Source organism: Krasilnikovia sp. M28-CT-15 (genome assembly GCF_047159595.1).
GTDB lineage: Bacteria > Actinomycetota > Actinomycetes > Mycobacteriales > Micromonosporaceae > Actinoplanes.
The window spans coordinates 4,311,511-4,328,968 of the sequence record NZ_BAAGAK010000001.1 but is presented as its reverse complement, the minus strand read 5'-3'; the positions used below and the strand labels follow the sequence as shown (position 1 = coordinate 4,328,968).

The 17,458-nt window shown below is 73.3% G+C and carries 15 protein-coding genes; 14 read left to right on the top strand and 1 reads right to left on the bottom strand.

Annotated elements, in window-relative coordinates; all coding sequences use genetic code 11:
* Positions 1-27 precede the first annotated feature (27 nt).
* From ACMCNO_RS19805 to ACMCNO_RS19740, 14 genes are all read left to right on the top strand, one after another.
* Positions 28-1,461: a form I ribulose bisphosphate carboxylase large subunit gene (locus tag ACMCNO_RS19805; protein WP_412750937.1), complete on the top strand. Its 1,434-nt coding sequence runs from the start codon at positions 28-30 to the stop codon at positions 1,459-1,461.
* Positions 1,462-1,472: 11 nt separating this feature from the next.
* Positions 1,473-1,898, top strand: coding sequence for a ribulose bisphosphate carboxylase small subunit (locus tag ACMCNO_RS19800; protein WP_412750936.1), 426 nt, complete (start codon positions 1,473-1,475; stop codon positions 1,896-1,898).
* Positions 1,895-2,830, top strand: a complete 936-nt coding sequence (locus tag ACMCNO_RS19795; protein WP_412750935.1) for an AAA family ATPase — start codon at positions 1,895-1,897, stop codon at positions 2,828-2,830. The genes ACMCNO_RS19800 and ACMCNO_RS19795 overlap by 4 nt, the downstream gene beginning before the upstream one ends.
* Before the next feature lie 169 nt (positions 2,831-2,999).
* A complete protein-coding gene (locus ACMCNO_RS19790) occupies positions 3,000-3,197 on the top strand; it encodes a Flp family type IVb pilin (RefSeq protein WP_412750934.1) in 198 nt (65 codons plus the stop codon).
* An 86-nt stretch (positions 3,198-3,283) separates the two neighbouring features.
* On the top strand, positions 3,284-3,637 hold the full coding sequence (locus ACMCNO_RS19785; RefSeq protein ID WP_412750933.1) for a TadE family type IV pilus minor pilin: 354 nt from the start codon (positions 3,284-3,286) through the stop codon (positions 3,635-3,637).
* Positions 3,625-4,725: a pilus assembly protein TadG-related protein gene (locus ACMCNO_RS19780; RefSeq protein WP_412750932.1), complete on the top strand. Its 1,101-nt coding sequence runs from the start codon at positions 3,625-3,627 to the stop codon at positions 4,723-4,725. Before ACMCNO_RS19785 ends, ACMCNO_RS19780 begins: the two co-directional genes overlap by 13 nt.
* 21 nt (positions 4,726-4,746) lie before the next feature.
* Positions 4,747-5,559, top strand: a complete 813-nt coding sequence (locus ACMCNO_RS19775; RefSeq protein WP_412750931.1) for a Flp pilus assembly protein CpaB — start codon at positions 4,747-4,749, stop codon at positions 5,557-5,559.
* The gene (locus ACMCNO_RS19770) at positions 5,556-6,728 is read left to right on the top strand and encodes an AAA family ATPase (protein WP_412750930.1); all 1,173 of its coding nucleotides are present in this window, start codon (positions 5,556-5,558) and stop codon (positions 6,726-6,728) included. The genes ACMCNO_RS19775 and ACMCNO_RS19770 overlap by 4 nt, the downstream gene beginning before the upstream one ends.
* Before the next feature lies 1 nt (position 6,729).
* A complete protein-coding gene (locus ACMCNO_RS19765; protein ID WP_412750929.1) occupies positions 6,730-8,124 on the top strand; it encodes a CpaF family protein in 1,395 nt (464 codons plus the stop codon).
* A complete protein-coding gene (locus ACMCNO_RS19760) occupies positions 8,124-10,064 on the top strand; it encodes a VWA domain-containing protein (protein WP_412750928.1) in 1,941 nt (646 codons plus the stop codon). Before ACMCNO_RS19765 ends, ACMCNO_RS19760 begins: the two co-directional genes overlap by 1 nt.
* A gap of 2 nt (positions 10,065-10,066) precedes the next feature.
* The gene (locus ACMCNO_RS19755; protein WP_412750927.1) at positions 10,067-10,990 is read left to right on the top strand and encodes a type II secretion system F family protein; all 924 of its coding nucleotides are present in this window, start codon (positions 10,067-10,069) and stop codon (positions 10,988-10,990) included.
* A gap of 56 nt (positions 10,991-11,046) precedes the next feature.
* A complete protein-coding gene (locus ACMCNO_RS19750) occupies positions 11,047-11,472 on the top strand; it encodes a response regulator transcription factor (RefSeq protein WP_412750926.1) in 426 nt (141 codons plus the stop codon).
* Between the two features lie 108 nt (positions 11,473-11,580).
* Positions 11,581-13,410: a S8 family serine peptidase gene (locus ACMCNO_RS19745; protein ID WP_412750925.1), complete on the top strand. Its 1,830-nt coding sequence runs from the start codon at positions 11,581-11,583 to the stop codon at positions 13,408-13,410.
* Positions 13,407-15,671, top strand: a complete 2,265-nt coding sequence (locus ACMCNO_RS19740) for a sensor histidine kinase (RefSeq protein WP_412750924.1) — start codon at positions 13,407-13,409, stop codon at positions 15,669-15,671. The genes ACMCNO_RS19745 and ACMCNO_RS19740 overlap by 4 nt, the downstream gene beginning before the upstream one ends.
* On the opposite strand, the gene ACMCNO_RS19735 is transcribed toward ACMCNO_RS19740, so the two are convergent.
* Positions 15,672-17,285 carry a methyl-accepting chemotaxis protein gene (locus ACMCNO_RS19735; protein ID WP_412750923.1) on the bottom strand — a complete coding sequence of 538 codons (1,614 nt, stop codon included), beginning with the start codon at positions 17,283-17,285 and terminating at the stop codon, positions 15,672-15,674. It abuts the gene before it with no gap.
* Positions 17,286-17,458 lie beyond the last annotated feature (173 nt).

The window sequence follows — 17,458 nt, the reverse complement described above, 5'->3', positions numbered from 1 at the left end:
GACTGTCCGGGCGGCAGTGTCGAGCGCATGACCAATGAGGACAGGTGGAACCCAGGGGTTCACAGCTACGCGAGCATGGGCTACTACAACGCCGACTACGTCCCCAAGGACACCGACGTGATCGCCGTGTTCCGGGTGACGCCGCAGCCCGGGGTCGACCCCCTCGAAGCCGCCGCCGCGGTCGCCGGCGAGTCGTCGACCGCCACCTGGACCGTGGTGTGGACCGACCGGCTCACCGCCAACACCCACTACCAGGCCAAGGCGTACCGGGTCGATCCGGTGCCGGGGCGCCCGGGTGAGTACTTCGCGTACGTCGCGTACGACATCGACCTGTTCGAGGAGGGGTCGATCGCGAACCTGACGTCGTCCATCATCGGCAACGTCTTCGGCTTCAAGCCGCTGCTGGCGCTGCGCCTCGAAGACATGCGCATCCCGGTCGCGTACGTGAAGACCTTCCAGGGTCCCGCGCACGGCATCGTGATGGAACGCGAGGTGCTCAACAAGTACGGCCGCCCGCTGCTCGGCGCCACGGTCAAGCCGAAGCTGGGCCTGTCGGCCCGCAACTACGGCCGCGTCGTCTACGAGGCGTGCCGCGGCGGCCTGGACTTCACCAAGGACGACGAGAACATCAACTCGCAGCCGTTCATGCGCTGGCGCGACCGGTTCCTGTACTGCATGGAGGGGGTGAACCGGGCGATCGCCGAGACCGGCGAGAGCAAGGGCCACTACCTCAACGTCACCGCGGCGACCCTCGAGGACATGTACGAGCGGGCCGAGTTCGCCAAGGAGCTGGGCAGCGTCATCGTCATGATCGACCTGACGGTCGGGTACACCGCGATGCAGTCGATGGCCAACTGGGCCCGCCGCAACGGGGTCCTGCTGCACCTGCACCGGGCGGGGCACTCCACGTACACCCGGCAGAAGACGCACGGGGTGAGCTTCCGGGTCATCGCCAAGTGGTGCCGCCTGATCGGCGTCGACCATGTGCACGCCGGGACCGTGGTGGGCAAGCTGGAGGGCGACCCGGCGACCACCCGCGGGTTCTACGACACCCTGCGGCTGGACCACGTCCCGGCCAACCCCGCCAACGGCATCTACCTCGAGCAGGACTGGGCCAGCATGCCCGGGGTCATGCCGGTCGCCTCCGGCGGCATCCACGCGGGCCAGATGCACCAGCTCGTCGACCTGCTCGGCGAGGACGTCATCCTGCAGTTCGGCGGCGGCACCATCGGGCACCCGATGGGCATCGCGGCCGGTGCCGAGGCCAACCGGGTCGCGCTGGAAGCCATCATCAAGGCCCGCAACGAGGGCAAGGACCTGCTCAAGGAGGGCCCCACCGTGCTGCGCGCCGCCGCCCAGCGCTGCGGGCCGCTGGACGCCGCACTGTCCACCTGGGGCGACGTCACGTTCGACTACGCCGCCACCGACGCCCCCGACGTCGTCGTCACCGCCAGCCGATAGGAGCCATCGACATGTTTCTGCGCCACGGAGCCTTCTCCTACCTGCCCGAGCTGACCGACGCCGAGATCGCGGCGCAGGTCCGGTACGCCCTCGACAACGGCTGGCCCGTCTCGGTCGAATACACCGACGACCCGCACCCGCGCAACGTGTACTGGGACATGTGGGGTCTGCCCATGTTCGACCTCACCGAGCCGGACGCGGTGCTGCGCGAGATCCAGGACTGCCGGGCCGCGTTCCCGCAGCACTACGTGCGGGTGCTGGCGTACGACGCGCGGCTGGGGCGCCAGACCACGGCGCTGAGCTTCCTCGTCCAGCGGCCCGCGCACGAGCCCGGCTTCCGCCTGGTGCGCACCGAGGCCAACGACCGGGTGCAGCGCTACTCGTTCCAGCCGTACGCGACCGAGGCGCCCGCCGGGGCGCGGTACGCGGCGCAATGACCACCGCCGGGTTCTCGATGCGGCCCGCGGGAGCGCTGCAGGAGCCGGAGATCCTGCCCGACGACGCGCGCATCGACCTCAACGCCGACGAGGCCGCCGCGAAGGCCCGCGCGGTGCTGGCCGACTTCGACCGCGACACCGTGGGGCTCACCGCGGTCAAGCGGCGCCTCGCCGAGATAGCTGCGCTGCTGCTGGTGAGCCGGGCCCGGACCCGCTTCGGGCTGTCGGCCAGCAAACCGTCGCTGCACATGAGCTTCACCGGCGGTCCCGGCACCGGCAAGACCACGGTGGCGATGCGCATCGCGGAGATGCTGCACGCGCTGGGCTACCTGCGCACGCCCCGGGTGGTCGCGGTGACCCGCGACGACCTGGTCGGTCAGTTCATCGGGCACACCGCGCCCAAGACGAAGGAGGCGATCGCCCGCGCGGCCGGTGGGGTGCTGTTCATCGACGAGGCGTACTACCTGCACCGCCCGGAGAACGAGCGGGACTACGGGCAGGAGGCCATCGAGATCCTGCTACAGGAGATGGAGTCCGAGCGCGGCTCGCTGGTGGTGGTCTTCGCCGGGTACGCGGACCGGATGGAGAAGTTCCTGTCGTCCAATCCGGGCCTCAGCTCGCGGGTGGCCCATCACATCCGCTTCGACGACTACAGCCACGACGAGCTGGTGCAGATCGCCGAGCTGATGCTGGCCCGCGACAGCTACACGTTCACCCCGGACGCGCGGGCGGCGTTCGACTCGTACGTCGACCTGCGGATGGCCATGCCGCGGTTTGCGAACGCCCGCAGCATCCGCAACGCCCTGGAGCGGTGCCGGCTGCGGCAGGCGATCCGGCTGGCCGCGCTGAGCGAGCCGATCGGGCTCGCGGAGCTGACCACGCTCACCGCGGCCGACGTACGGGGCAGCAGCGTCTTCGCCCAGGCGGGCTGAGCCCCGCCGCCCGGCCCGGAACCGCCCGGGGCCCTCACCTCCGGGCGTTCCGGGCCGATGTCTTGATCAAATCCTGAGAAAAAGCTCATGACGCTCCGTCGCGAGACGATCACTATGCGCAGTCACCCGGGTTGCAAGGGTGGAGTTGCGGAGTCTCCAAGGAGTTCACATGCTTATCCAGTACATCCAGGCACTGCTCGCGTCCACGCGTCGGCACGACGACGAAGGCGCCACCGCCGTCGAGTACGGCCTCATGGTCGCGCTCATCGCGGTCGTCATCATCGGCGCCGTCATCCTGCTCGGCGACAACCTGAGCAACATGTTCGGCGGCGTCGCCGACTCGGTGAAGGCCCCGGCCGGACCGTGACACGTCGCGGGCGTGGCCGGCCCACGCGGTCGGCCGCGCCCGCGGGCCGGCCCGTGGGACCGGCCCCGGACCAGGGGGCGGCGGCGGTGGAGATGGCCATCGTGCTACCGCTGCTGCTGCTGCTCCTGTTCGGGATCATCGACTTCGGCCGGGCACTCAACGCGCAGATCACGCTCACCGAGGCGGCCCGCGAGGGGGCCCGGGCCGCCGCCATGGGGCTCGACGGCCGGGCGCGCGTGACATCCGCGGCGGGCCCGGTCCCCGTGACCTCGGTGCAGGTCACCACCTGCGGCACCGACCCGACCCGCGACGCCGTGGTCCAGGTGTCCTCCGGCTTTCGCCCGGTGACCCCCGTGGGGTCGCTGATGGCGCTGTTCGGCGGGCGGTCGGACGGATCGTTCACCATCACCGCACGAGGAGTCATGCCATGCGTCGGCTGACGCTCTTTCCCCGGCCCCGCCGCGACGACGACGGCGCGATCGCCGCCACCGTCGCGGTGGTGCTCGGCGTGGGCGTCCTGCTCGGCGTGGCCGCGGTGGTCGTCGACGTGGGCCGCCTCTACGCCGAACGCGAGCAACTGCAGAGCGGCGCCGACGCCGCCGCGTGGGCCGTCGGCGAGGTCTGCGCCGTCACGCCCGCGCAGTGCGCCGCCCAGACCGGCACTGCCGGACGGTACGCGAACAGCAACGCCGCCGACGGCGCCGCGAAGGTGACCGCGATCTGCGGCACCGGCAGCGGCCTGGGACCGTGCCCCGCCACCGCCACCAACCGCACGGCCTGCCTCGGCACAGCGCCGCAGGACGCCCGTTACGCCGAGGTGCGGGTCGAGACCCGGCTGGCGGACGGCTCGACCGTGCTGCCGTCGGTGTTCGCCCGCGCGCTGGCCGGTGGCGAGCCCGGAACCACCGTCGGCGGTTGCGCCCGGGTGGCGTGGGGGCCACCCCGGGTCGCGCAGGGCTTCGCCGTCACGTTCTCCCTCTGCGAGTGGGACAACCTCACCGGCGGCGGGGCCACGCTCTGGTCGGCGACGGGCGTACCACCGGCCAGCGCCGAGCGCGTCGTGCACCTGCACGACAGTCAGGGCAACCCCGTCTGCCCGGCCGGTCCGTCCGGATGGGACCAGCCCGGCGGATTCGGGTGGCTCGACGACCCGACCGCGTCCTGCACGGCGATCGTGCAGGCGGACGGCACGTTCGACGGCGACACCGGCAACTCGGCGTCGCACCCGTGCAAGGATGCCCTGCAGGCGGCCCGGCAGACGCGCAGCATGGTGCTGATCCCGGTCTACGACAACGTCCGCGGGCAGGGCGCGAACACGGAATACCACCTCGTGGGCTTCGCACCGTTCGTGCTGACCGGATACCTGCTCTCCGGCTTCGCGGCACCGTCCTGGCTGACCAACATGCACAAGTGCGGCGGCCAGGAGCGCTGCCTGTACGGCTACTTCGTCCGCGGCCTGGTCCAGGCGACCGGCTCCGAGATCGGCGGCCCGGACCTCGGCGCCGCCGTCGTCAACCTCGTCGGCTGAGCCGGGCAGGAGAAACCAGAGATGAGACGGCGGCTTCTCGCGGTCCTCGTGGCGGCCGTGCTGGCGGGCATCGGCTGCATCGCGGTGGTCGCGTACGTGCGCGGCGCCGACCAGCGCGCCCTCGCCGGGCGGCAGGCGGTCTGGGTGCTGATCAGCACCCAGCGCATCCCGGCCGGCACCAGCGCGGCCGCCATCCGCGGCGGCGGATACACCGAGCGGGTGGCGATGCCCGCCGAGACGGTCCCCGCGACCGCGCTCGGTGAGCTGGACGCGCAGCTCGACACGCTCGTGCTGACCGCCGACCTGCCGCCCAGCCAGCTGGTGCTGCGCGGCATGTTCGCCGAGCCCAGCGAGGTGACCGGCGGCCTCGCCGTACCCGACGGCAAGCTGGCCGTCAGCGTGCAGATGACCGCCGCGGGCCGCGTCGCGGGCTATGTCCGGCCGGGCTCCCGGGTCGCGGTGTTTAGCACGTTCACCATGCGCGAGGGGCGCGGGCGGGTGCCCGCCGGGGACGGCCTGAGCAGCGGCCACGACTACAACCAGGCCACCCGGGTGCTGCTGCCCCGCGTCGAGGTGATCGGGGTGGGCGAGCGCGGCGCGGCCGGGGCGGCCACCGCGGGCGACACCACCGCCGCCGCGCCGGACGGTTCCGGGAGCTCCGGCTCCGCCGCCAAGGCGGGCGTCACCATGCTGGTGACGGTCGCGGTGAGCCAGCAGGAGGCCGAGAAGCTCCTGCACGTCTCGCTCACCGGCACGCTGTCGCTGGCACTGCTGGACGACACCGCCACCGTCGAACCCGACGCCGGCGTCGACAACAACACCCTCTTCCCGTGACGGCGCTGGTGATGACGATGACCATCTACTGTGACCCCTTCACCCCGCACGACTTCCCGGGCTCGGCGCCACCCGCCTGCGCCGTAGGGGATCCGGCGCAGCTTCCCGCCGCCCTGGCCGAACGGCCGGACGCGCAGCTGGTGGTCATCGGCGCCGGGGTGCCCCTCGACGAGGCCGTCGGGTTCGCCGCCCGCCAGCGCGTCGAACGTCCCACCCTCGGGGTGGTGCTGCTGCGCGAGCACGTCGAGGTGCAGGTGCTCGCCGAGGCGATGCGCGCCGGGGTCCGCGAGGTGGTGCCCGCGGGGGACCGCGGTGCCGTCGACGCCGCCTGCGCCCGCTCCGTCGAGCTGTCCCGGCAGCTCACCGCCATGCCGGCGGCCGCGGGGGAACACCCCACCCAGGTCCTGACGGTGTTCGCGGGCAAGGGCGGGGTCGGCAAGAGCACCGTCGCGGTGAACCTCGCGGTCACCCTCGCCGACAACGGCCGCCGCCGGGTCTGCCTGGTCGACCTCGACCTGCAGTTCGGCGACGTCGGCATCATGCTCCAGCTGCCGCCGGAACGCAGCCTCGCCGACGCGGCCGGCATGGCCGGGCGGCTCGACGAGGACGGCGTGCGCTCGCTCATCACGCCGTACCGCGACGGGATCGACGTCCTGCTGGCCCCGTCCGGACCGGCCGAGGGCGACCAGGTCGGCCGGGAGCTGGTCGCCGAGCTGCTCGGGGTGCTGGCGCCGATGTACGACTACGTCGTCGTGGACACCCCGCCGTACGTCAGCGACCAGGTCCTCGCAGCCCTCGACCGGACCGACTGGTACGTGCTCGTGGTGACGCCGGACCTGCCCGCGCTCAAGAGCGTCCGCCTGACTCTCAGCACCTTCGAGATGCTGCAGTACCCGGCCGAGCGCCGCCTCGTCCTGCTCAACCGCGCGAACTCGGAGGTGGGCCTGACCGTCGCGGACGTCGAGAAGGCGATCGGTCAGCCGACCGCGGTGCTGATGCCGTCCTCGCGCGACGTGCCGCTGTCGGTGAACCGCGGGATCCCGCTGGCCATCGAGCACCCGGGACACCCGGTCGCGAAGGCGATGCGGGAGCTGGCCGCGAAGTGCGGCGCGCCGGACTCAGGTCGCGCCCGCCGACACCGGGCCGTGCTGTTCGGCCGGAGGCACTGACATGGGGCTCGCCGAACATCTCTCCCAGCGGCACCGCCCGGCCGAACCGCCGCGCGCCGATTCCGGCGTGGCGCGGCCCGCCGAGGCGGGCGGCGACCGGCTGCGCGGCGCGGCCCGTCCGGGCCCGGACCCGATCACCGAGGTACGGCTGCGCATCCAGCGGCGGCTGGCCGAACTGCTCGGCCCCACGCTGTACGACGAGATGGGCGAGGCCGACGAGCTGGAGCTGCAGGTCCGCCGCGCGGTCGCCGAGCTGCTGGCCGTCGAGGAGACGCCGCTGACCAGCGCCGACCGCGCCCGCATCACGAGTGAGGTGACCGACGAGATCCTCGGGCACGGCCCGATCGAGCCGCTGCTGCGCGACCCGTCGGTCAGCGAGGTGATGGTCAACGGCCCGCACAGCATCTACGTCGAGCGCAGCGGCCGGCTGGAGGCCACCGGCGCCGAGTTCGCCGACGAGGCCCACCTGCGCCGGGTCATCGACCGCATCGTGTCCCGGGTGGGGCGCCGCGTCGACGAGGCCAGCCCGATGGTCGACGCCCGCCTGCCCGACGGCAGCCGGGTGAACGCCATCGTGCCACCCATCGCGCTCGACGGCTCGTCGCTGACCATCCGCAAGTTCTCCCGCGACCCGTTCACGGTCGACGACCTGATCAATTTCGGCACCCTCACCCGGCAGACCGCCGACCTGCTGCGGGCCTGCGTACGCGGGCACCTCAACATCGTCGTCAGCGGCGGCACCGGTTCGGGCAAGACCACCACCCTCAACGTGCTGTCCGGTTTCGTGCCCGCCGAGGAACGCATCGTCACCGTGGAGGACGCCGCCGAGCTGCAACTGCACCAGGAGCACGTGGTGCGCCTGGAGTCCCGGCCGCCGAACGTGGAGGGACGCGGCGCGGTGACCACCCGCGACCTGGTCCGCAACGCGCTGCGGATGCGCCCGGACCGCATCGTCGTCGGCGAGGTCCGCGACGGCGCCGCCCTGGACATGCTGCAGGCGATGAACACCGGCCACGACGGGTCGCTGACCACCCTGCACGCCAACACCCCGCGCGACGCGCTGGCCCGCCTCGAGACCATGGTGCTGATGGCCGGCATGGACCTGCCGGTACGCGCGATCCGGGAGCAGGTCGCCTCGGCGGTGCACCTGATCATCCAGGTGAGCCGCCTGCAGGACGGCAGCCGCCGGATCACCCACGTCACCGAGGTCGTCGGCATGGAGTCCGACGTGGTCACGCTGCAGGACCTGTTCCTGTTCGACTTCCGGGCCGGTACCGACCCGGGCGGGCGGTTCCGGGGCCTGCTCCAGCCGACCGGCCTGCGCCCGCGTTTCCTGGAACACCTCGCCGCGCACGGCGTCACCGTCGGCGTGGACGTCTTCCAGGCGGGTGCGTGATGAGCCGCCGCCTGATCGCCGCCGTCTTCCCGATGGCCCTGTGCGTGCTGTCGGCGGCACCGGCCGCCGCCGCACCGGATCCCCGGGCGGGCATCGTGGTCACCGGCGTGCAGCCCTCGCCCGGCGCGGTCGAGTTCTTCGTGACCGGCCGCCACCTGCCGGCCACCTCGCTGACGGACGCCGCCCTGAGCGTCACCGCCGACGGCGTCGTGCTGCCCGCCCGTACGCGCCTGGTCGCCTCGACGTCGGCCGGAGCCCCGCCCCGGGCGGTGGTGCTGGTCCTGGACACGAGCGGGTCCATGAAGGGTGCCCGCCTGAGCGCCGCCCGCGCCGCGGCTCGCGACTATGCGGCCGCGGCGCCGCCCGAGGTCCAGCTCGGACTGGTCGCGGTCGCGGAGCAGGCCACGGTCGCGCTGGCGCCCACCGGCGACCGGGCCGCGTTCGGCGCCGCGGTCGCCCGGCTGAGCGCCGCCGGGCACACCGCGCTGTACGACGGCATCGGCGCCGCCGAGGACCTGCTCGACGAGCGGCGGCACCGGTCCGCCGCCGCGTTCGCCGAGCGCCGCATCGTGGTGCTGTCCGACGGCGCGGACACCTCGTCGCGGCTGACCGCGGACCGCCTGCTGACCACGGTGTCGCGCGGGGAGGCGACCGTGGACGCGGTGGCCTTCGGCGACGGCGCGGACCCGAAACGGCTCGGCGACCTCGCCGCCGCCGGCAGCGGGCGGGTGATCGGCGCCGCCGACGCCCCGGCGCTGCGCGCGGCCTTCCGGGGGATGGCCGAGAGCCTGTCGGCACCGGTGCTGGTACGCGTCACCGTCCCGCCCGCACTGTCCGGCCGGACCACGGTGCTGCGGGTGAACGCCCGGATCGGCGGGCAGCTCGTCGGCACCGACGTACCTGTGGCGTTCCGCGCCGACCCGGCTGCGGCCGCCGCCCCGCAGACGTTCCGGTTCGGCGGCGCACCGGGGCGCGGCCCGGCGGTGACGATCGCGGTGGTCACCGTCGCGGTCTTCGGGGTGGCGTTGCTGGGGTTCGGCCCGTTGCTGGCGGGTGGCCCGATCCGGCGGCGGATCCGCGACCTGGAGCGGTTCGCCCCGGGCCGGGGCGGCGCCGCCCGTTCCGGCGAGGCGGACGGCAACGGCCTCGTCCGGGCCGCGCTGGCCGTGTCCGAACGGGCCGTCCGCCGCCCGGACCGGCGGCAGCGGCTGGAGCTGGCCCTGGACCGCGCGGGCAGCCCGCTGCGGGTGGCCGAGTGGCAGCTGATCCGGCTGGGCTGCGCGGCCGGTGGCGCGCTGGCCATGCTGGCGCTGTTGCCGTGGTGGTGTGGCATCGGAGCGGGCGCGTTGGCCGGTTGGCAGGGCGCCGCGCTGTACCTGCGCCTGCGCGCGGCCCGGCGGGCCCGCGCGTTCGGCAACCAGCTGCCGGACGCGTTGCAGCTGCTGGTCGGGTCGCTGCGGTCCGGGTTCTCGCTGCCGCAGTCGCTGGACGCGCTGGTCCGCGACGGCGGCGAGCCGATCGCGGGGGAGCTGGGTCGCGCGCTGGCCGAGACGCGGCTGGGCGGCGACCTGGAGGAGTCGCTCGACCGGGTCGGCGAACGCAACGGCAGCCAGGACATGGCCTGGCTGGTCATGGCGATCCGGATCCAGCGGGAGGTGGGCGGCAATCTCTCCGAGACGCTGGAGACGGCGGTGGGCACCATGCGCGAACGGGGGCGGCTGCACCGGCACGTGCGCGCGCTCTCGGCCGAGGGGCGCCTGTCGGCGATGATCCTGCTCGGCATGCCGATCGTGCTGGGCGCCTGGATGTTCGTGTTCCGCCGCGACTACCTGCGCCCGCTCTACACCGAGCCGCTGGGGCTGCTGATGCTCGCCGGCTCGGTGGTCGGCGTCGTCATCGGTGCCCTCTGGCTCCGCAAGCTGGTCCGGGTGGAGGTGTGAGCATGCCACCGTCCATGGTGCTGGGCCTCGGGCTGGTCGCGCTGACCGGCGCGGTGATCGTACTGGCGCTGGCGTTCGCCGACGCCCGTGACGGCGCCGGGGTCGCCCGGCTGCTGGATTCGCTGCCCCGGCCCGCCGCCGCCACATTCGTCGCGCCCCGCGACCGGCCGTTCGCCGAGCGGCTCGGCGCGCCGCTGTCCCGCCGGCTGGGCCGGCTCGGCACGCTGCTGACGCCGACCGGCGCCATCGCCCGCCTGCAGCGCCACCTCGACTACGCGGGGAATCCGCCGTCGATGTCGCTGGCCCGGCTGGTGCCGCTCAAGGGGGTCACCCTGGCGGTCGGGGCGCTGGCCGGGGCCGGGTTCGGCGGCCTGCTCGGCGCGGGCGGCGGCGCGCTGCTCGGCGGGGCCCTCGGCGCGGCCGGTGGGTTCTTCGGACCCGACCTGCTGATCTACAACATGGCGCTGAAACGGCAGAAGGAACTACTGCTGTCCATGCCGGACGTGCTCGACACGCTGGTCATCAGCGTGGAGGCGGGCCTGGCGTTCGACGCGGCGATGGCCCAGGTCGCCCAGCACGTCCGTACGCCGCTGGCGCGCGAGCTGCTGCGGGTGCTGCAGGAGATGCAGCTGGGCGTGAGCCGGGCCGCCGCGTTGCGCGCGCTGGCCGAGCGGACCACCGTGCCGGAGTTGCGTACCTTCGTCACCGCGGTTGTCCAGGCCGGTGAACTGGGCATCCCCGTCGCCGGGGTGCTGCGCGAACACGCCCGGGAGATGCGGGTCAAACGCCGCCAGCGCGCCGAGGAACTGGCCCAGAAGGTCCCCATCAAGATTCTCTTCCCGGTGCTGTTCTGCCTCTTCCCGGCGTTGTTCGTGGTGATCCTCGGTCCCGGCGTGCTGCAGATCATCCACGCGTTCGCCCGCTGAGGCTCCACGCGCGACATCAGACGACCCGAAACACCCCCGGAGATCAGGAGAAGCACATGGCGAAGGTTCTGGTGGTCGACGACGATCCGGCGATCTGCCGGTTGCTCATGGACGTCCTCGAGCTGGACGGCCACGAGGTGCATGTCGCCATCGACGGCGAACACGGCGTGCAGGCGTACCTGGCACTGCGGCCGGACTTCGTGGTGCTGGACGTCATGATGCCGCGCCTGGACGGCTACGGGGTCCTGCACGCCATCCGGTCGCAGGAGGCGACCCGGGTCCCGGTGCTGCTGCTCACCGCGCTGCCCGACTCCGCGGCCCGTGGTCGGGCCGCCGGGGCGGACTACTTCCTGTCGAAACCGTTCACCGCGGACGAGGTGCTGTACCTCATCGACGGGGTGCTCGGGCACGACACCGGAATCGCGGAGGTCCAGGCGGCCGTCGACTACGCGCGCGACCAGGGCTACTCGGGCAAACCGTAGATCAATTTCTGCTCAAGTGCCCCCCGGCCGCGCCGATGGTCCTGACGCATCGGCGCTGCCGACAGGCCGATGTGTACGGGAACCGCTGACAAGTGAGGTGCGCATCTCATGAGATCGATCAACCCAGTGGGTCCCGCAACGTACACCGGAGCGAGCCGCCGGGCTTTCGCCCTCGCCGCGGCAGTCGTCGTGGTAGCCGCCGGTGTGCCGGTGTCCGCCCCGGCGGCGGTGGCCGGGAGCTCCTGGCGCGAGGTCGTGGTGACCGGGGCGGGTGCCGAGCAGGCCGCCCACGCGGTCGAGGCCGCCCACGGGCGCGTGCTCGCCGCCCTGCCCGTTGTCCGCGGAGTGGCGGCCCGGCTGCCCCGGGGCGCGGCGCTCGGTCCGGAGTGGACCGTGTCACCGCAGCGCGCGATCACCGTGTCCGCCGCGGCGTCGGACGGCGCGGGTACCGCCACCACCGTGCGGCAGATGCTCGGCCTGCCCGCGAACGGCAACGAGGGCCGGGGCGTGACCGTCGCGGTCGTCGACACCGGCATCGCGGACGTCCCCGACCTCGCCGGACGCGTGACCCGGCGGATCGACCTCACCGGCACCGGCGGCGGGGACGGCTACGGCCACGGGACGTTCATGGCGGGCCTGATCGCCGCGTCCGGCGCCGCGTCGGGTGGTGCGTATCGCGGGGTGGCCCCCGCCGCCGACCTCGTCGACGTGAAGGTCGCCGACGCGCAGGGGCGCACCGACCTGGTCACCGTGCTGCGTGGTCTGCAGTGGGTCAGCGACCACCGCAACCAGGTGCAGGTGCTCAACCTGTCGTTGTCCTCGCGCAGCCCGCTGCCGTACCAGCTCGACCCGCTGAACCAGGCGCTGGAGTCGTTGTGGCGCACCGGTGTCACGGTGGTCGTGCCCGCGGGCAATGACGGACCGGACGCCGGCACGGTGACCTCGCCGGGCAACGACCCGCTGCTGCTGACCACCGGCGGACTGGACGTGGCGGGTACGAGCGCCCGCGGCGACGACGTGGTGGCGTCCTGGTCCGGTCGGGGCCCGACCTGGCAGGGTGACGCCAAGCCGGAGCTGGTCGCCCCGGGCGGCCGGATCGTGAGCCTGCGGGCGCCGGGCAGCCTGATCGACGCGGGCAACCCCCAGGCCCGGGTGAGCGACGCCTACTTCCGTGGCTCGGGCACCTCCATGGCGACGGCGGTGACGTCCGGGGTGATCGCGGCGACGCTGGCCGTGCAGCCCCGGCTGACCCCCGACGCGGTGAAGAATCTGCTGGTCAGCAACACGTATGCGAGTCCCGCACTGACCGCCGCGGCGGGTGCGGGTGCGGGTGGGCTGGACGCCGGGCGGGTGCTGGCCGCGGCCCCCGACTGGCCCGACGGCAAGGCCCAGAAGCGCTCCGACGACGACGCGGCGACGCTGCACCGTGACGCGAAGCGGTGGACGGCTCTGGCCGTGGCCATCGCCGCGGGCGACCGGGCGGCCGCCACCCGGGAGTGGAACGCGCTGACCCCGGCGTCGCGCGACTGGGCCGCCCGGTCCTGGGCAGCGCTCGACCCCACGGCCCGTGCCTGGGCCGCCCGGGCCTGGGCCGCCGACGGGTGGACGGGCGCCGGCGACGACTGGGCGGCCCGTGCCTGGGCCGCCCGCGCCTGGGCGACCCGTGCCTGGGCGGACGACGACTGGGCTGCTCGGGCGCGGGCGTGGGCGGATGCCGATTGGGCTGCTCGGGCGCGGGCGTGGGCGGACGCGGACTGGGCTGCTCGGGCGCGGGCGTGGGCGGATGCCGATTGGGCTGCTCGGGCGCGGGCGTGGGCGGACGCGGACTGGGCTGCTCGGGCGCGGGCGTGGGCGGATGCCGACTGGGCTGCCCGGGCGCGGGCGTGGGCGGGCGACGACTGGGCGGCCCGGTCCTGGGCCTGGTTGCCCCAGTCGTGAGCGCATCGGCGCAGCGCGACGAGGCGGCCCCCGGGCCGCGGGCCGTCGGCCGCCCGGCGCCGACCCGGGCGGCTGCCGCCCTGCGCGCCCGGCTCCGCGACCCGATCCTGCGGCGGGTGGCCGCGGTCGGCCTGCTCGGCGCGATCCTCGCGGCCCTCGTCGTCGCGCTGGCCGGAGACCGCGAGGTGCTGCACGGCATCACCGTGCCCACCGCGGTGCTGCTGCCCGGCCTGGCGCTGCTCACCTGCCTGGCCGAGATCACGGTCGTGCGGCTGCGCCACGGCGAGGCCGTGGAGGAGCTGAGCCTGTACGAGGCCGCGCTGGTCATCGACGTCCTCCTGCTACCGCCGCGGGAGGCGCTGCTGGCCGCGGCGGCCGGTCTCGTCGCGGCCAGCGTGGTGCAGCGACGACCCATGGTCAAGGCGGCCTTCAACCTGGGTACGTACACGGCGGCGGTGTCGGTGCTCATCCTCATCGTGCACCTGGCCGGTGGCTCGCCCGGCACGGTGACTCCCCGCGTGCTGGTCGCGGTCGTCGCGGGCACGTTCGCCTTCACGGCGGTGAACCTGTGCTGCCTCGCGCAGGTGCTCGGGCTCATCAACGGCCGTCCGCCGTGGACGGTCGTCCGGGCCGAGGCCCGCCTGTCGGCGTACATGGCGCTGGGCACCGTCGCCACCGGGCTCACCACGACCGTGATCGCGCTGCACGCCCCGCTGCTGCTGCCGTTCATGGCGATGCCCGCGCTCGCGGTGACCTACGCGTACCGGGCCGCGGCCCGCGAGGCCGACGAGCGGGCCAGGTCGGCCTGCCTGCTGCGCCTGTCGCACGCGCTGGCCGAACGCGAGGACGTGGAACGCCGGTTCCTGCTGCTCGTGCGGGAGGCGTTCGACGCCGAACTGGCGCTCATCCTGCCGGAGGGCCAGGACGAGGCCCTGTCGGTCACGGCCGCGGAACCCGCCGTGGTGCGCCGCGGCGCCGCGCCGTCCTGGCTGGGTGCGGCCCGCGACATCGACGGCCCGGCGCAGCTCAGCGAGCACGTCGAGCCGGGCGTGCGGCATGTGGTCGTGGTGCCGGTGGCAGCGGGCGGTCGCCGGTTCGGCACCGCGGCGTTCGTCTCCCGCACGCGCAGCCGGATGTCCACCGGGGACGTCACCCTGCTGGCCTCGCTGGCCAACGCGCTGGCGGTGTCGCTGCGCGGCGCGCAGCACCTCGACCGCCTGGTGGAGGAGACCAGCAAGCTGCAGGCGGTGGTGGAGCAGTCCGCCGAGGGCATCATGGTGGTCGACGGCGACGCGCTCGTGCAGATGTGGAATCCCGCCCTGGAGGCGCTGACCCGGGTGCCGGCGGCCGAGGCGCTCGGCCGGCCGATGGCGCAGCTGTTCGACGTGTCCGCGCAGCAGGACAGCGGATCGCTGATGCCCGTCTCACCGGGCACGCCCCGGGCGGCGGCGGAGCTGACGATTCAACGGCCGGACGGCGAGCAGCGCCGGATCCGGATGGCCCATTCGGCCAGCTTCGCGGCCGACGGCCTCACCCGTGATGTCATCGTCATCAGCGACCTCACCCGCGAGTACCGCACCGAGCGGCTGAAGTCCGACTTCATCGCCATGGTGTCGCACGAACTTCGGACCCCGCTGACCCCGATCGTCGGCTACGTCGACCTGCTGCGCAAACGCGGCGATCGGATGACCCCGCAGAAGCGCTCGGAGGCGCTCGAACTCATCGGCGACCGGGCCGCGCATCTGTCCCGGCTGGTGGAGGACCTGCTGCTGGCGTCGCGCTTCGGTGACGGGGAGGAGATCGCACTGGATGTCTCCGGCGCCAGCCACGATCTGCGGGCACTCGTCGCCCAGGTCGTGCAGGACCTGGGCTCGCCGCGTGTCGTCGTGACCGCGCCGGACGTGCCCGTGCCGGCGTACTGCGACGGCGGACGGACCCTGCAGGTGCTGGCGAACCTGATCGGCAACGGCCTCAAGTACTCCGCTGAGGACGCCACGGTCGAGGTCACCGTGCGCGCCACCGAACAGGCCGTGTACGTCGACGTCCGCGACCACGGCCGGGGCATCCCGGCCGACGCGCTGGAGCGCGTGTTCGAGAAGTTCTACCGGGTCGAGGACCCGATGACCATGAGTACGAGCGGCACGGGCATCGGGCTGTTCCTGGCTCGGCGGCTGGCCCGGGCGATGGGCGGGGACGTCACCGTCGTCTCGACTCTGGACGTCGGCTCGGCCTTCACCCTGTCGCTGGGCCGCCCGTACTGATCAGAGCTTGAACGCCGACACCAGCGTGCGCAGCTCCTCGGCCATCGTGGCCAGGTCGGTGGCCGCGCCCTGGGAGCGGTTGACGCCCTCGGCGGTGGAGTTCGCCGCGGACGCGACGTCCGCGATGGTGGCGCTGATCTCCTCGCTGGCGGTCGACGCGTCGGCGACGTTGCGGCCCATCTCGGCCGTGGTCTGGGCCTGCTGCTGCACCGCGGCCGTGATGAGGTCCTGATATCCGCTGATCCGGCGGATGATCGTGGTGATCTCCTCGATGGCCGCCACCGCCCCGGCGGTGTCGCTCTGGATGATCTGGACCCGCTCGGTGATGTCCTGGGTGGCCCGGGCGGTCTCCTGCGCGAGGTCCTTGACCTCGCCTGCGACGACCGCGAAGCCCTTGCCGGCCTCACCGGCGCGTGCCGCCTCGATCGTCGCGTTGAGCGCCAGCAGGTTGGTCTGCCCGGCGATGGTGGTGATCGCGTTGACGACCGCGCCGATCTCGGTGGACGACGTGCCGAGCCGGGTGACGGTGGCGGTGGTGGCCTCGGCGGCGGCGACCGCCTCGACGACCACGGCGGCGGCCTCGGCCGCGTTCGTGGCGATCTCGTCGATGGACTCGTCCACCCGGCTGCTGCCGACCGTCACGGTGTGCACGTTGGCCGACACCTGCTGCGCGCTGCGCGCGACCTCCTCCGCCTGGCTGCTGGTCTGCTCCGCGATCGCCGCGATCTGCGTGGCGGTCGCCGTCAGGTCGCTGGAGGCGTCGGACATGTGCTCGGCGTGGCCGGACAGTGCGCCCACGGTCTGCCGCAGCGCGGAGGTCGTGTCGTTGAGCGCCCCGCCCAGCTCGGCCAGCTCGTCGCTGCCGGGCACGTCGGCGCGCACGGTGAGGTCACCGGCGGCGAGCCCGCGCAGCGCCTGCACGACGGTCCGCAGTGGCTTCACCACCGACCGGGTGGTGGCCACGCTCAGGACCACGGCGGCCAGCAGCGCCACGACCAGCGCGGAGGCCAGCACCGCGATGCTGGTGCTGCGCAACGTCGCCATGTACGCCCGTTCCTTGGCCATCCGGGCGCTGAGGTCTTTGTCCACGGCGTCGAGGATTTCCGAGATCTGCGAGTAGACCTTGTGGGTGGTGCCCTCGTTGAAGCTGGCTTTGGCCGCGATGATGCCCGGCCGCGGATCTTGCTGGATGGCCTGCAGCAGTGCCTCGTCCTCGGCGAAATAGGCGTCCCATCCGGACTTGAGCTTGCTCCACGCATCGCGTTCGGTGGCCGTCCTGGCATCGGCGGCGCCCCGCTTCAGCAGGTCGTAGACGCCGGCCTTCGCCTCCAGCATGCCCTTGCGGTTGTATCCGCCGGGGCCGGTCGCCGCCGCGAAGCCGTCGGTGGCGATGTCCACGATGACCAGGCCCTGCCAGCCGCTGACGTCAGAGAGTTGCAGGCGCGCCTGGGCGGCGTAGTCGCGGACCTCGACCAACCGGGTGAAGCGCTGCTGCGCGTCGCTGGTCTTCTGCAGACCCCATCCACCGGCCACCGAGGCGACGATGATCAGCGCGGCGACCATCGCGAACGCCGCTCCCATACGCATACCCACGCGCAGGTTCGCGATCCGCATTTCGAGGTCCTCTCGGGCGCCATTGCCAAACAGAGCATTTGTGTGATCGGCGGGGCCAGGTGTGGCACAAGGTGCCATGACCGAGCTCACGTCCGGTCAGCGCCATGTCACAGAGCGCTCTGGCGCTCGAACGCATCGACGACTTAACATGTTCGAAATCTTTTCGCGTTCGT